Genomic DNA, 16,076 nt, shown 5'->3' on the forward strand with positions numbered 1-16,076 from the left:
CCCTCCGCCCCGCCCCGGATCCACGCAAGCCTGGATCCAACATCGCCGCACTTCCCTCAGAAGCCTACGCGCAGGTTGATCTGCCCACCCACGTCGCGGCGGCCATCGCCATGCTGGCCCTGCACGAACATCGACAGCTGGCTGTTGCGGCCGAGGCCGACCGCCACGCCCAGCTGGCTGACCAGCGCATTGCGCGCCATCACCGCACTGTAGACATCGAAGGCATTGCCGCCCACCGCGAAGCGATTGCGGCTGGCCACATCGGTGTCACCCGAGGCGTGCTGCCAGCCGAGGCCGACCGTCAGCTGTGCCGGGAAGCGCTCGCCGCTGCCCACGTCCCAGCGCCCACGCACGCCCACGGTGCTGACATTGAGCGTGTCCTTGCCGCCTTCCAGCGCCAGCGCAGCAGTGCCGCCCTGCTCCACTGCGCGATCGCTGTCGACCCAGTGCTTGGTGAACTGCACGTACGGCTGCAGCTGGGTCCTGCCATGGGACCAGGTCCAGCTGCCCTCCACCTGCGCGATGGTCACATCCGAGTCCTGGCGGCTGTACAGGGTCTGGCCCAGCAGCGGCACCTCACGCGTGGTGCGCGTGCGGTAGTCGCCACGCGATACGCTGCCACCGACCGCGAAACCGTTGTTCCACTGGCCCTGTGCATACAGGCCGAACGTGTGGCCACGCAGGCGGGCCCGCGAACTGCGATCGTACAGGCGCGTATCCAGCCGCTCGTTGCCTGCGGCCGCACCCAGCACCACGTGCTCGCCCAGCTGCCAGTCCACGCCCGCCATCAGCGCATTGCGGTTGGAGCGGATGTCATCGCCGTTGCCGTCACCGTCCTGGCGGAACACCTTGCCACTCCCGGCCAGCCAGGCCGAGGCTCGCTCACCACGCACGGTCGGCAGCTCACTGCCGAGGCGCTGGCGGATACCCTCCTCCAGGTAGTTGTCGTACAGCAGCACCGCGCGGCTGGCCGCATGCACTTCACCCGAAAGCTGGTCGAACGCCGCGCGCGCAGAGCCCGCGTCATACATCAGCAGGGTGTTGTACAGGCCCAGCGCCGGGCCGCTCTGCGGCAGGCTGTCCAGCGCTGCGGCAGTGTTGTACTGGTTGCGCGTCGTCGCTGCGGTGGTGAATGCTGCGGTCTGCGCCACGTCTATCTGCAGGTTGGCGGTGTTGGCGGTATAGACCGGCGTAATCGTCAGGAAGGCCGACGGCGAGGTTGCCGAAGCGAACTGCCCGCTCAGGCCACCACCTGCATTGACCACCGTGTACTGCTGGCCCTGCTGGTAGCTGGTGCTCGGCGAAATGGTGTTCACCCGCACCGTGCTGCCACCCACGTTTGCACTACCGCCCACCTGCACCGTGTCGCTGCCGGTGGCACCCAGGTCGATGCCCAGCGTGCTGCCCGGCGACAGGGTCAGATTGCCGCCCACCGTAATGGTGCCGGCGCCATTGCCCGCACCGCCGCTGTTGCCTGGACCATTGCCCGGCGACAGCACGCCGCCGCTGGACACCGTCACGCCGCCACCCGTGCCACCGATGGTCCCGGTACCGGACAGCGTGGTACCGCTGCCGATGGTCCACTGGCCACCGATGTTGCCGGTGACATTCAGGCCACCGCCGGTGACCTGGCCGGTGCCGCTGAAGCCGCCGCTGTTGCCGCCCAGGTTCAGGCCGCCCGGGCCTGCCTGCACGATGCTGCCACCACCGCTGATGGCGCCGCCCAGCGTGGTGGTGCCGCCGGTGTTGATGACCAGGCCACCATTGTTGGTGATATTGCCGGTGATCGAGCCGCTGGCGCCGCCATTGCCGACCTGCACGGTGCCGCCGGCATTGATGGTGGTGCCGCCGGTGTAGGTGTTGTTGCCGGTCAGGACCACGGTGCCGGTGCCGGCCTGGGTCAGGCCACCGTTGCCGCTGATGGTGCCGCCCACCGTGGTGTTGCCGCCGACGTTGAACACCAGGCTGCCGTTGTTGGCAACGTTGCCGGTGATCGCACCGCTCGCGCCACCGTTGCCGACCTGCAGCGTGCCGCCGGTGTTGATGGTGGTGCCGCCGGTATAGGTGTTGTTACCGGTCAGGACCACGGTGCCGGTGCCGGCCTGGGTCAGGCCGCCGCTGCCGCTGATGGCACCGCCGACGGTGGTGTTGCCACCCACGTTGAACACCAGGCTGCCGTTGTTGACGACGCTGCCGCCGATGGCACCGGTCGCACCGCCATTGCCGACCTGCAGGGTGCCACCGGCATTGATGGTGGTCTGGCCGGTATAGGTGTTGTTGCCGTTCAGGGTCAGCGTGCCGCTGCCGGCCTGGGTCAGGCCGCCACTGCCACTGATGGTGCCATTCAGCGTGGTATTGCCCGCCACATTGGAGAGCAGCGTGCCATTGTTGGTGACGTCGCCGACGATCGAGCCCGTCGCACCGCCGTTGCCCAGCTGCAGCGTACCGCCGGCGTTGATGGTGGTACCGCCGGTATAGGTGTTGGTACCGGTCAGCAGCAACGTCCCGCTGCCGGCCTGGGTCAGGCCGCCGCTGCCGCTGATGGTGCCGCCCAGCGCGGTGTTGCCGCCCACGTTGGAGATCAACGCGCCATCGTTGGTGATGTCGCCAGCGATGGAGCCGGTTGCCCCGCCGTTGCCGACCTGCAGCGTGCCACCGGCATTGATGGTGGTGCCGCCGGTGTAGGTGTTGTTGCCAACCAGGGTCAACACGCCAGCGCCGGCCTGGATCAGCGTGCCACTGCCACTGATCGCGCCATCGACTGTGGTGTTGCCACCGACGTTGAACACCAGGCTGCCGTTGTTGGCAACGTTGCCGGTGATCGCGCCGGTCGCACCGCCATTGCCCACCTGCAGCGTGCCACCGGCATTGATGGTGGTGCCGCCGGTATAGGTGTTGTTGCCGGTCAGGGTCAGCGTGCCGCTGCCGGCCTGGGTCAGGCCACCGGCGCCGCTGATGGTGCCGCCCAGCGTGGTGTTGCCGGCCACGTTGGATACCAGCGCACCGTTGTTGGTGATGTCACCGACGATCGCGCCGGTTGCACCGCCGTTGCCCACCTGCAATGTGCCACCGGCATTGATGGTGGTACCGCCGGTGTAGGTGTTGTTGCCGGTCAGCACCAGCGTACCGCTGCCGGCCTGGGTCAGGCTGCCACTGCCGCTGACCACACCGCCCACGGTTGCCGTGGTGCCGAGGTTGTAGACCAGGCTGCCGTCGTTGGTGATGTCGCCCAGCACCGAGCCGGTGCTGCCACCGTTGCCGATCTGCAGCGTGCTGCCACCGTTGATGGTGGTGCCACCGGTGTAGGTGTTGTCACCGCTCAGGGTCAGCGTGCCGGTACCACTCTGCACCAGGCCACCGGTGCCGCCGATCACGCCGGCGAACGTGGTGCTGGCGTTGTTGCCGCCGGTGGTCAGCGTTGCACCGCCCAGCGCCACCGTACTGCCGGTAACACCGGCCAGGCCACCGATGCTCTGGTTGCCACCGGCACTGATGTCCAGCGTACCGGTGCCGGCCAGGTTCACCGTGCTGGCGTCGGACAGGCTGCCGCCCGCGCCCACCGCCAGCGTGCCGCTGTTGATGGTGGTGGTGCCGGTGTAGCTGCTGGCGCCGGCCAGGGTCAGCGTGGCCGCACCGTCCTTGGTCAGGCCACCTGCACCGGAGACCGCACCGGCCAGCGTCAGGTCGTTGTTGCCCAGCACATCAAGCGTGGCACCGGCGCCGAGTGCAACGTTGTTGGCCAGGGTCACCGCCGCGTTGGCATCCAGCGAACCGTTCCCGGCCACGTTCAACGCACCCGTACCGAGCGCGGCATTGTTGCCGACCACCAGCCCGCCGGCATTGAGGGTGACGCCGCCGCTGAAGGTGTTCGCACCGCCCAGCGTCTGCACGCCAGCGCCGTCCTTGATCAGCGCTCCCGTGCCGCCGATGGTGCCGTCGAACGTGGTGTTGCCGACGCCGCCGAGAGTCAGCGTGTTGCCACCCAGCGCCACACTCGAACCCGCCACGCCCGCCAGCGAGCCGATGCTCTGGTTGCCGCCTGCGGAGATATCGAACGCGGTACCCGCATTGGCGAGGGTGACCGCACCGGTCGCCGCCAGGCTGCCGCCGGCACCGATCGCCAGCGTGCCGGCATTGATGGTGGTGCCGCCGGTGAAGGTGTTGGTACCGGTCAGGGTTTCGGTGCCGGTGCCTTCCTTGATCAGGCCGCCGGTGCCGGCAATCGAACCACCGAACGTGCCGTTGCTGGCATCGCCGATGGTCAGCGTGTTCGCGCCCAGATTCACCGTACCGTTGCCGATCAGCGTGCCGAACACCTGCGTACCCGCACCGGCCGACAGATCGAAGGTCGCGCCGGTGGCCAGGTTGACGGTGCCACTGGCAAGCAGGCTCGCGCCCGCGCCCAGCGCCAGCGTACCGGCGTTGATGTTGGTGCCACCGGAATAGGTGTTGGTGCCGTTCAAGGTCAGTGTGGCCAGGCCCTCCTTGGTGAGGAACCCGGTGCCGCTGAGATTGCCGTTGAGTGTCAGATCGTTGCTGCCCAGCACGGTCAGGCCGGCATTGAGAACGAAGTTGTTGCCCAGCGTGATCGCGCTGTTGGAATCGAGCGAGGCATTGCCACCCACGGTCACCGTACCCGTGCCAAGCGCGGAATTGTTGCCGACCACCAGGCCACCGGCGTTGAGCGTGACGCCACCGCTGAAGGCATTGGCACCATTCAGCGTCTGCACGCCGGCGCCGTTCTTGATCAGGCCGCCACTGCCGCTGATCACGCCGTTGTAGGTGCTGTCGGCGACGCCGCCGAGGGTCAGCGTGTTGCCGCCCAGCGCCACTGTGCTGCCGGCCACGCCGGCCAGCGAACCAATGCTCTGGCTGCCACCGCCGGAGATGTCCAGCGTGCCGGCACCGGCCAGATTCACCGCGCCGGTGGACGCCAGGCTGCCTCCGGCACCGATGGCCAGCGTGCCGTTGTTGATGGTGGTGCCGCCGGAATAGGTGTTGGCACCGGTCAGGGTCACCGTGGCTGCGCCGTCCTTCACCAGACCACCGGCACCGCTGATGATGCCGTCCAGGGTCAGCCCATTGCTGCCGAGCAGGGTGAGGTTGTTGCCGGCAGAGAGGTTGATGGCGTTGCCGAGGGTGACTGCCAGGCTGCTGTCCAGCGTCGCGTCGGCCCCCACGTCCAGCGCCCCCGTACCCAGCGCGCTGTTGTTGCCGACCACCAGGCCGCCACCGTTCAAGGCCAGACCACCACTGAACAGGTTGGCGCCGCCCAGGGTGAGGATACCCACGCCGATCTTGACCAGCGCACCGGTGCCGGAAATCGAACCGTCGAAGGTGCTGCTGTCGGCGCCGCCGAGGATCAGCGAGTTGGCGCCGAGGCTGACCAGGGAGCCGGTCACGCCAGACAGTGAACCAATCGTCTGGTTGGCACCGGAACCCGAAATGTCGAAGCCCGCGCCGGCGGCGGCGACGTTCACCGCTCCGGACGAGGACAGACTGCCGCCGAGACCGATCGCCAGCGTGCCGGCGTTGATGGTGGTGCCGCCGGTGTAGGTATTGGTGCCGGTCAGTGTCTCGATACCGCTACCGACCTTGGTCAGGCTACCGGTGCCGGCGATCGAACCGCTGAAGGTGCCGTTGGCGGCGCTGCCCACTTCGATGTTGTTGGCGCCCAGGTTGACCGTGCCGTTGCCAACCAGCGTGCCGAACACCTGCGTGCCGTTGCCGGCCGACAGGTCCAGCGTGGCGCCGGTGGCGAGATTGACGGTGCCGCTTGCGGCCAGGCTGGCCCCGGCGCCGAGTGCCAGCGTGCCGGCGTTGACGTTGGTACCGCCGGTGTAGGTGTTGGCGCCGTTCAAGGTCAGCATCGCAGTGCCGTTCTTGGTCAGGCTGCCGGCACCGGAGAGCACACCGTTGAGGGTGAGCGCGCTGGTGCCCAGCACCGTCAGCCCGGCGTTGAGCACCACGTTGTTGGCCAGCGTCGCCAGCGCGGTGGTATCCAGCGTGGTCGCCCCACCGACGGTGAGCACGCCGGTACCCAGCGCGGCATCATTGCCGAGCACCAGGCCGCCGGCATCGAGCGAGACGCCGCCGCCGAAGGTATTGGCACCGGACAGGGTCTGCACCCCGGCGCCGACCTTCACCAGCCCGCCACCACCACTGATCACGCCATCGAAGGCCCCGTTGGTCGCGGTGCCGAATGTCAGCGAATTGCCCCCCAGCGCCAGTGTGGTTCCGAGCACGCCGTTGAGCGCACCGATGGTCTGGTTGCCGGTCGCGCCGGAGATATCGAAGCCCGCGCCGGCATTGCCGAGCGTGAGGTCGCCAGCGGCGGCCAGACTGCCCCCCACGCCCAGCGCCAGCGTGCCGGCGTTGATGGTGGTGCCACCGCTGTAAGTGTTGGCGCCGTCCAGTGTCAGCGTGGCGGTGCCGTTCTTGATCAGGCTGCCATTGCCGGACACGATGCCGCCCAGGGTCAGCGCATTGCTGCCCGCTACGGTCAGCGCCACGCCCGAGCCAAGGTTCACCGCGTTGCCCAGCGTCACCGCGGTGCCGGCATCCAGCGAAGCACTGTTGTTCACCGCCAGCGTGCCGGAACCCAGCGCCCCGTTGGCGCCCACCACCAGGCTGCCGCCGTTCAAGGTCAGGCCGCCATCGAACGTGTTGGTGTTGTTGAGCGTCAGCAGACCCGTACCGTTCTTGACCAGGCTGCCGTTGCCAGCCACCACGCCGCCGAGGGTGACATCATTGGTGCCGCCCAGCGTCAGTTGCGTACCGGCACCAAAGTTCACCGCGTTGGCCAGGTTCAGCGCCACGGTACTGTCCAGCGTGGTGGTGCCACCGATGCCCAGCGGACCCGTGCCGAGCGCACTGGCGTCGCCGAGAATCAGGCCGCCCGCGTTGAGCGCAAGGCCACCGCTGAACGTGTTGGCGCCGGACAGCGTCTGCACGCCCGTACCGGTCTTGATCAGGCCACCGGTACCGTCGATCACGCCGGCAAAACTGCCATCGGCGGCACCGCCGAAGGTGAGTGACTGCGCGCCAAGCAGCAGCTGGCTGCCTGCCACGCCGTTCAGTGCGCCGATGGTCTGCGCTGCACCCGCTGCGGAGATGTCCAGTGCCGCACCGGCGCCCGCAAGATCCACTGCACCGGTTGCGGCAAGACTGCCGCCCGCTCCCAGCGCCAGCGTGCCTGCGTTGATGGTCGTGCCACCGTTGTAGGTATTGGCGCCAGACAACGTCAGCCGCGCCGTACCGTCCTTGATCAGCCCGCCAACACCGAATACCGGGCCGGCGAGCGTCAGGTCATTGCTGCCCAGCACCGTGAGGTTGGCGCCGGCGGCGAGGCCTATGTTGTTGGTCACGGTGAGCGCCGATGCTGCATCCAGCGAAGCGTTGCCGCCCACGTCCAGCTGGCCGGTACCCAATGCCTGCGCATTGCCCAGCTGCAGCAGGCCCGCGTTGAGGCCAACACCCCCGCTGAAGGTGTTGGCTCCGTTCAACGCCAGTGTCGCCGCACCGTTCTTGACCAGGCCGCCAGTGCCGCTGATGACACCGCCCAGCGACACGTCCTGGCTGCCCAGCAGATCCAGCACCGCGCCTGCACCGAGGTTGACGTCGTTGGCGAGATTCAGGGCCACCGAACTGTCCAGCGTGGTATCGGCCCCCACCGACAATGCACCGGTGCCCAGCGCGCCGGCATTGCCCAGCAGCAGGCCGCCGCCGTTGACGGTCAGCCCCCCCACCGAAGCTGTTGGCGCCATTGAGGGTCAAGGTGGTGGCACCGTTCTTCACCAGCCTGCCCGCACCGGACACCACCCCACCCAGCGTGATCGCCTGCGAACCCGCCAGCGACAACGCGGCGCCTGCACCCAGTGCCACGTTGTTGCTCAGGTTCAGCGGCGCACTGCCGTCGAGCGAGACGTTGCCACCGATGCCCAGTGTCCCCGTACCGAGCGCGCCGCTGTTGCCCAGCAGCAGGCTGCCCGCGTTTGCGTTCAGTCCACCGCTGAAGGTGTTGGTTCCGTTCAAGGTCAGTGTCGAGGCGCCGTTCTTGACCAGGCTGCCGGTGCCCGTGATGTTGCCGGCCAGGGCCAGGTTCTGGCTGCCCGGCAGGGTCAGGGCCGCGCCGAGGTTGATCGCACTGCCCAGGTTCAACGCTGCCGTGGCATCCAGCGACCCGTTGCCACTGACCGTCAGCGCGCCGCTTCCCAGCGCACCGGCGTTGCCCAGCACCAGCCCACCGGCCGCAAGATTCACCCCACCGCTGAAGGTATTGGCACCGGTCAGCGTCTGCACGCCGGTACCCTGCTTGATCAGCCCACCGGTGCCGCCGATCACGCCGGCGAAGGCCTGGTTGGTGGCATCACCGAAGGTGAGCGTGCTGCTGCCCAGCGTCACCGTGCTGCCGGCAATACCGGACAGCGCGCCGATGGTCTGGTTGCCGCCGAGCGAGATGTCCAGGTCCGCGCCAACGCCGGTCAGGCTGACCGCACCGCCGGCGGCCAGGCTTCCGCCGCTGCCCACCGCAACCTTGCCGGCATTGATCGCCAGGCCGCCGATGAAGGTATTTGCGCCACCCAGCGTAAGCGTGGCCGCACCGTTCTTGACCAGGCTGCCGGTGCCACCGATGGCGCCGCCCAGCGTCAATGCATTGCTGCCCAGTACATTCAGCAGGCCACCTGCGCCGAGGTTGATGCCGTTGGCCACGCTCAGCGCCGCGCTGGCATCGAGCGTTGTCGGACCGCCGACATTCAGCGCGCCGGTTCCGAGCGCGCCGGCATTGCCCAGGACCAAGCCACCGGCATTGAGCGCCAGCCCACCACCAAAGGTATTTGCACCGTTGAGCGTCAGCGTGGTCGCACCACTCTTGACCAGGCTGCCGGTGCCACCGATCACGCCGTTGAACGTCAACGCCTGGTTGCCGAGCAGATTGAGGCTGGCACCCGAACCGAGGTTGACCGCGTTGCCCAGTGCAAGCGCCCCCGTGGTTCCATCGAGCGTCACGTCGCCGCCGACACTGAGCGCACCGCTGCCCAGCGCAGCAGCATTGCCCAGCAGCAGGCCGCCGCCGTTGAGTGCCACGCCGCCACTGAGGTTGTTCACGCCCGACAAGGTCTGCACGCCGGTGCCCAGCTTGACCAGGCCACCCGTGCCTGCGGCGAACGTGCCGCTGTAGCTGGTATCGCCCAGCCCCGCGAGGGTGAGCGTGTGGCTGCCTAGGTTGACCGAACCGCCGAGGCCCGCCAGCGAACCGATGGTCTGGTTGGCGGCCGCCGAAAGATCCAGGCTGGTGCCGACGCCCAGCGTGATCGCGCCGGTGGGCGACAGGCTACCGCCCGCGCCCAAGGCCAACGCGCCGCCGGCCAGATTGAAGCTGCCGCTCAGCGAATTGGCACCGTTCAGGGTCAGCGTGCCCGCACCGTTCTTGGTCACGTTGCCGGCACCGGAAATCGAGCCACTCAATGTCAGCGCATTGCTGCCCAGCAGGTTCAGCGAGCCCCCGCCATTGACCACCAGGTTGTTGCCCAGGTTGAAGCCCGCCGTCGTGTCCAGCGAGGCGCTGCCACCGACGGTCAGATTGCCGCTGCCGAGTGCACCGGCATTGCCCAGCAGCAGGCCGCCGGCATTGAGATTGACGCCACCGGAGAACAGGTTTGCGCCGCCGAGAGTAACGATACCGGTGTTGTTGACCGTCAGTCCGCCAGCACCTGAAAGCACGCCATTCAAGCCGAACGCATTGGTCCCGGCCAGGGATAGATTGCCGCCGAGGCTGAAAGCGTTGGCCAGATTCAGACCGGCCGTGGAGGATGCGATGGCACCGCCGTTGGCGGTGAACAGCCCTGTGCCGAAGGAACCGGCATTGTTGAAATTGACCAGGCCATCATTGAGCGTGGTCGCACCTGCAACCGCCCACGCACCCTGCAGGTTCCAGGTGCCGCTGTTGACGGTGAGCTTCTGGAAATTGAGGTACTGGTTCCAGCCCAGCGTGGTCACCGCTCCGCCGGTGCCGGCCCCCGGACCGCTGACGACGTTCTGCAACACCAGCGTGTTGTTGGCCGCACCACTGCCGGTGCCGGCGTCGACCGATCCCGCAGCCGCAACCTTCACCCCGGTGACACCGGTAATCACGCCTGCAAGAGCGCTGCCGCCGCCGCTCACAACGCTGGAACCCGACACTGCGGTGAAGGTGTTGCCGCCGGTTGAATCACCCAGGTGAACGCTGCCACTGACCGCCCCCGCATTGAGGAACGTATTACCGCCAGAAGCGCCCAGACCGACACGCCCGTCGATGGTGCCGGTGTTGGTCACATTGGCTGCCGCACCACCGTACGTCACCACGGTAGTCGCGTCGGAAACGCTGCCTGCGCCGATCAACGACGTGCTGATCAGGCCGGCGTTGTTGATGGTGGTGGTGCCGTTGACATTCTGTGCCACCAGCGCCTGTCCACCGAAGCCCAGCAGCGTTGCGATGTTGACGACACCCTTGATCTGTCCGCTGGCATTGTTGTTGACGACGATCGCGCTGTTGTTGGCAGAAGCATTGCCGATGACCAGGCCGGGCGAGGCGAGGATGATCGAGCTCGGATCGATCGTGCCATTGTTGTTGACCGTCACGTTGTCGCCGGTCAGCGTTGCTGCGTTGCCGCCACCTACGATCGGCGGCGTACGCAGCAATGCACCCGCGTCGATGTTCAGCGTGAGGCCGTTGGTCGCGTTGGAGTAGTTGTTGATGTTGGTGGTGCTGTCGCAGTTTACGGTTGTGGTGCCCGTGCACGCTGCGAATGCCGGTCCGCTGGCCAGTGTGGCGGCCAAAGCCGCCGCCAGCTGGTGCGCCCGCAATCGCGGCACCCGCCCTGCGCTGGCCGCGCTTCCGCCGGGATTGCGGGCGATCTCCGAAGCAACCTGCATTACCCCAAGGGCACGATTGAAAACCAGACGGTAAATGCGGTTCATCGGTAAATCTCCATGAAAAGACCGGATGGCACAGCTGGCAGGTTTTTTTGGAGACAATGCGGCCCACCCCGGCTCCCGATGCGGGAACAAGGTTCGAGGGCATTAACTCCTGAAAATCTTCACATCTTCACGCGGTCGCACCCGTTGACAGGTACGACAGCGTGTCCCTCAAGGCGAAAACTCCCCGGTTTCGCCCGACGAATGGCGGCACTGTGCGACCGTCGGTGCCAGCGGCATGTGAATCACGCTCGTTATTTTCATGACGTACGTCAAATAAAACGGGCGGACAAAATGGTCTTGCCGAAAATGCATATACCTGCCGAAAGCGGAGATTCCTTTCCCCGCCTTAAGTAAATCATTCAGCTGCTCGAGAGTTTCATCAGCACCAGGCCGGAAACGATCAGCACCGCTGCACCGATCCGCATCGGGCTGACCTGCTCGCCCAGGAACACGATGCCGACCACGAATGCACCGACCGCGCCGATGCCGGTCCAGATTGTGTAGGCAGTGCCCAGCGGCAGGCTGCGCATGGCTACTGCAAGCAGCCAGAAGCTGGCGATCATGCCGATGATCGTGACCACGGTGGGGGTGAGCCTGGTGAAGCCTTCGGACTGCTTCATGGACACGGCCCAGACGATTTCCAGCAGGCCGGCGAACAACAGATAGATCCAGGCCATGACAGCCCTCCTCTTGGTAGGGCCAGGCCGTCCTGGTCAGTGGTTCCCGATGTGGGGGAGGCCGTTCCTCCTGGCCGGCATTGTAGCAACGCCGGTCGCGCCGGGCCCTTGCCAGCAGACGCGGGTTACAGCCGATTCAGTGCACGAAGCTGGCGTCGATGTACCTGCCTGCGCTATAGTTGCCGTCTGCCATCGGTCAGCCGATGTGCAGTCCGGCTGTGGTCTCCGGCGCGTCGCGCGCTGCTTCCCCTGATCGGTGAACACCGGCCGCCCCTTGGGCGGCCAACGTCTCTATGGTGGCCCCGTCGGCCCCTCGCGACGCTAGGTCGAAAATCCCGCCAGGGCCGGAAGGCAGCAACGGTATCGATCGACGCGGGCGCCGAGGTCAGCCGGCGGGGCCATCGCCTTTTCGGGCGCCCCACGGCCCTGGTAGCCGCCAATCTTGATTGGCGCCCCTCGCCGGGCATGGCCCACCGCTACCGGGCCTGCGGCGTTCCCTGATGGAACACCACGCGCCACCCCTGCGCATGCCGACGCCACAGCGAACTGCGCAGCACCCAGCGTTGCGCCTGGCCATCGACGTGATGGCGGCTGCGGTAGCGCACCTGGGCCAGGCCCCGGGCCAGCAACCGGCCAACGCTGCGTCCGCAGGCTGGCCCACGTCGATCACGCCGGATCCTGCGCCAGTACGTGCGGCGCGGTCGGGCTGGCCAGGGGCACGCACTGCCCCGGCTGCGCAACACGGTGCCCCCGCGCCGCCAGCGCCTGGCCATCGGCCACGCTGGCATAGTGGTAGAGCATCATCCGCGCCCGCAGCTCGGCGCTGTACTCACGCTCCAGATCGTCCACGCCGGTGTGCGACGGATTGCCGTGCAGGCCGCAGTCGTGGGCGATCAGCTCGTTGTCATTGGCGAAGCGGGCCAGCATCTCCGGAATCGGCCGGGTATCGCCGCTCCAGGTCAGCGCGCCCTGCAGGCGCAGGCCATAGGCCGTCTCCGGCCAGTGGTGGCGCACTGGGAACGCCTCCAGGCGCACTCCCTCGTGCCAGAACGCATCGCCCACCACGATCAGCTGGAAGGCATCCCAGAAGTTCGCACCGCCCTCGGCCAGCACGTTCGGATAGTCACCGATGCGCTGGTGCAGCAGCGGCACCACCGTGGCCGGCACATACAGGCGCACCTTGCCGCGCCGCTGCGCATTGAAGAAGGTGTCCACGAACAGCCGTTCGAAGCCTGCCACGTGGTCAAGGTGCACATGGGTCACGAACAACGCCTGCGGCATGTGGCCGTAGTGCGCCTTGAACGCGGTCAGCCCTTCACCACCACAATCAATGGTCAGCCACGGACGCCCATCCCGCTCGATCACCGACATCGGCGACCCCAGCTCGACCGCCGACGCATTGCCGACGCCGAGGAAACGCAACGACCAATCCATCAGGTGCCCCGGTTCCAGGCCATGTCATAGGCACGGCGCAGCCGCGCGTAGTCCTTCTGCACATCTTCCACGCTGCGCTCGCCGCGCAACTTGATCAGCGAGCGCAGCAGGCGCTTGAGGTTGCGTTCGCGCCAGGCGGTGGCCGGAATGCGGATCACCCCACGGTCGAAGTCGATCAGCCAGCCATGGCCGTTGCCATCGAACAGGATGTTGTGCGCGTTGAGGTCGGCATGGTCCAGGCCGGCACGATGGAAGCGGGCGATCAGCCGACCCGTCTCCTCCCAGGGCGCGCCCCGGCCGGCGACCAGGGCGCGGTCGGCCAGCGAGCGCACGCCCTCGATCCGCTCCATCAGGATCGCGGCCCGGTAGCGCAGGCCCTCGCGCATGTAGAACGCGGCGATCGGCCGTGGCACCGGCAGCTTCTTCTCGCGCAGCGCGCGCATCAGCCGGAATTCGGCGAAGCTGCGGGTCCGGTCCGAACCGCGCCACAGGTACTGGTCGTGGCTGAGCTTCGCGGCCAGGCCGCCCCGCAGGTAGTGCCGCAGCACGCTGGCCCCGAACGGCGCATCGACGAACCAGGCGCTGCCGCGGCCGCCCTCGCCCACCGGCCGGGCCCTGCTGCCCCAGTGCTGGGGCGAGAACAGGCCGATGTCGGCTTGCCGCAGCCGCTCGCGGTCGAACAGAATGGCCCCGATGCCGCGACCCTCGCGGCATGGCGTCAGCGCTTCATTGGCGTCGAATGCGACCATTTCATTGAGTCTAACAACACATGGCATCAGCGTCCTCCTCCTTGTGCCTGCTGCGCCTGTCCGCACTCGGCGACGTCACCCACGTGGTGCCCCTGGTGCGCACCCTGCAGGCTGCGCGCCCGGACACGCCGATCCACTGGATCATCGACAAGGTTGGCCACAAGCTGCTTGACGGCCTGCCCGGTGTCACCTTCCATGCCTACGATAAGAAGAGCGGCATGGCTGGGGTCAAGGAACTGCGCAGGCAACTGCCACCGGGGCGCTTCGAGGCGCTTCTGCAGATGCAGGTCGCATTCCGCGCCAACCTGCTGTCAGCCTTCATTCCGGCCGAACGCCGCATCGGCTACGACCGCAGTCGCTCCAAGGACCTGCACGGGCTCTTCATCAACGAGCGCATTCCTGACCGCCCCGGCATCCATGTACTGGATGCCATCGGCAGCTTCTGCGAACCGCTGGGCCTGCGCCAGACCGAAGTCAGCTGGGATCTGGCCGTGCCGCCCTCCGCCTTCGAGTGGGCCGCCGCGCAGTGGCAGGACGATGGCCGCCCGGTGCTGATGATCTCGCCCTGCTCCAGCCACGTGCGGCGCAACTGGTATGCGGACCGCTATGCAGCGGTGGCCAACCACGCCGCACAGCGCGGTTGGCGGGTGGTGCTGTGCGGTGGCCGCAGCGAACTGGAGCGCCACATGGCCGATGCGATCCAGGCGCAGCTGCAGACGCCGGCACTGGACCTGGTCGGCAAGGACACGTTGAAGCAGCTGCCTGCCCTGCTGGCCCGCGCCAATCTGGTGATGACCCCGGACTCGGGCCCGATGCACATCGCCAACGCGATGGGCGCCAAAGTGCTGGGCCTGCATGCAGCCAGCAATCCGGACCGCAGTGGCCCGTACTCGGACCGCCGCTACTGCGTGGACCGCTACGATGATGCCGCGCGCAAGTACCTGGCCAAGCAGGCGACGGACCTGAAGTGGGGCACCAAGATCGAATTCGACGATGTGATGGAACTGATCACCGTGGAAGACGGTATCGCTGCGTTCGAACGCTACGTCGCCGACCACCTGGGGTGATCGGCAGCCTGCCCGGGTTTACGTGCGCTGCGCGTAATCCTGGTAGGACTTCTCTTCCACGTACGCCGAGCCCAGCGCCAGGTTGATCGCCTTCTTGATGCGCGCGCGCTCGTCGTTGCGCAGGTAGACACTGCGCGCCAGGTCGATGAAGCCCTGGTCGAACGCCTGCACCTTCTCCTTCAGGCGGATGTCGTCCTCGATGTCCCACAGCTGCTCGTTGACCGCCTTCAGCTCGGCACGCAGCTTGGCGATGTCCTTCACCGCGGCCGGGTGTGCCATCCAGGTCTGCTCCAGCGCCGACAGCTCCTTGCGCACATTGGCCAGCTTGCCCTCGTCGCTGATGCGCTCGGACTTGATCTGCAGGATCGAGATCTTGTCCAGCAGCTCGCCGAAGGAAACGGGGACGAGGATTTCAGCGGTCATCGGGAAAAGCTCCAGCAGGTGATGCGTACATGTTAACCCGCAGCGTCCGCACGGATATCCCGGGTAGATCCACGCCATGCGTGGATGAGCCTGCCAGCAGGAACAGCACCCACGCACCGCGCGGATCTCCCGTGATGCATCTGGAGGAACCAGCCCCTCTGTTGAGGGGCTGCCCCGACAGGGGCGGGGAGAGGCCGGCAAAGGGAGGGGCCCACGCGTTGCGCAGCAACGTGTGGGGCGACGCGCAGAGCGCGTCGCGTCCCGCGCCAGATCAGTACAGGGTCACTACGGCGGGATGCCCGCCGCGCATCCACGCACCGCGCGGATCTCCCGTGATCCATCTGGAGGACCAAGCCCCTCTGTTGAGGGGCTGCCCCGACAGGGGCGGGGAGAGGCCGGCAAAGGGAGGGGCCCATACGTTGCGCAGCAACGTTTGGGGCGACGCGCAGAGCGCGTCGCGTCCCGCGCCAGATAAAGAAAAAGGGCTGCCTTTCGGCAGCCCTTTTTCTTTATCTGGCGGAGAGGGGGGGATTCGAACCCCCGAGGCGCTATAAACGCCTGCCTGATTTCGAGTCAGGTACATTCAACCACTCTGCCACCTCTCCGGGTGGTCCCCGGCGGACCGGGGACGCGCATCATACGAGGAAGTGAGGCCGACGACAAGTCATTCCGGCCCATGAAGTGGAAATTTCCTGGGCGCATGCCTTGCCGGATGCGTGCGGCCACCCGATGATGCCTGTCTCCCCAGCAACACCCTGCCCCAGCCC

Annotated in this window: 5 protein-coding genes, 1 tRNA gene, 1 other RNA gene and 2 pseudogenes; 2 read left to right on the top strand and 7 right to left on the bottom strand. The window is 67.2% G+C overall.

Going from position 1 to position 16,076, the window contains the following annotated elements:
* Positions 1–56: 56 nt before the first annotated feature.
* Together VG543_RS03540 and VG543_RS03545 are read right to left on the bottom strand one after the other, a co-directional pair.
* A pseudogene (locus VG543_RS03540) lies at positions 57–10,959 on the bottom strand (autotransporter-associated beta strand repeat-containing protein).
* A 359-nt stretch (positions 10,960–11,318) separates the two neighbouring features.
* Positions 11,319–11,636, bottom strand: a complete 318-nt coding sequence (locus VG543_RS03545; RefSeq protein WP_005415486.1) for a DMT family transporter — start codon at positions 11,634–11,636, stop codon at positions 11,319–11,321.
* A gap of 302 nt (positions 11,637–11,938) precedes the next feature.
* Between VG543_RS03545 and ffs the strand changes: the two genes are divergently transcribed.
* Positions 11,939–12,035, top strand: an RNA gene (ffs, locus tag VG543_RS03550) — signal recognition particle sRNA small type.
* A 77-nt stretch (positions 12,036–12,112) separates the two neighbouring features.
* Here ffs and VG543_RS03555 read toward each other — a convergent pair.
* The 3 genes and pseudogenes from VG543_RS03555 to VG543_RS03565 form a co-directional block, all read right to left on the bottom strand.
* Positions 12,113–12,265, bottom strand: a pseudogene (locus VG543_RS03555) (DUF4440 domain-containing protein); the annotation flags it as partial.
* A 37-nt stretch (positions 12,266–12,302) separates the two neighbouring features.
* Positions 12,303–13,070, bottom strand: a complete 768-nt coding sequence (locus VG543_RS03560) for an MBL fold metallo-hydrolase (RefSeq protein ID WP_423177743.1) — start codon at positions 13,068–13,070, stop codon at positions 12,303–12,305.
* Positions 13,070–13,819, bottom strand: a complete 750-nt coding sequence (locus VG543_RS03565; protein WP_021204519.1) for a 3-deoxy-D-manno-octulosonic acid kinase — start codon at positions 13,817–13,819, stop codon at positions 13,070–13,072. Before VG543_RS03565 ends, VG543_RS03560 begins: the two co-directional genes overlap by 1 nt.
* A gap of 20 nt (positions 13,820–13,839) precedes the next feature.
* Here VG543_RS03565 and VG543_RS03570 point away from each other — a divergent pair, with 20 nt between their 5' ends.
* On the top strand, positions 13,840–14,886 hold the full coding sequence (locus tag VG543_RS03570) for a glycosyltransferase family 9 protein (protein ID WP_111097840.1): 1,047 nt from the start codon (positions 13,840–13,842) through the stop codon (positions 14,884–14,886).
* 18 nt (positions 14,887–14,904) lie between these two features.
* Here the strand turns inward: VG543_RS03570 and VG543_RS03575 are convergent, their stop codons facing one another.
* Together VG543_RS03575 and VG543_RS03580 are read right to left on the bottom strand one after the other, a co-directional pair.
* On the bottom strand, positions 14,905–15,309 hold the full coding sequence (locus VG543_RS03575; protein WP_019659518.1) for a DUF6165 family protein: 405 nt from the start codon (positions 15,307–15,309) through the stop codon (positions 14,905–14,907).
* Between the two features lie 514 nt (positions 15,310–15,823).
* Positions 15,824–15,914, bottom strand: a tRNA-Ser gene (locus VG543_RS03580).
* Between the last annotated feature and the right edge of the window lie 162 nt (positions 15,915–16,076).

Source organism: Stenotrophomonas sp. CASM101 (genome assembly GCF_049384845.1).
GTDB classification, from domain to species: domain Bacteria; phylum Pseudomonadota; class Gammaproteobacteria; order Xanthomonadales; family Xanthomonadaceae; genus Stenotrophomonas; species Stenotrophomonas hibiscicola.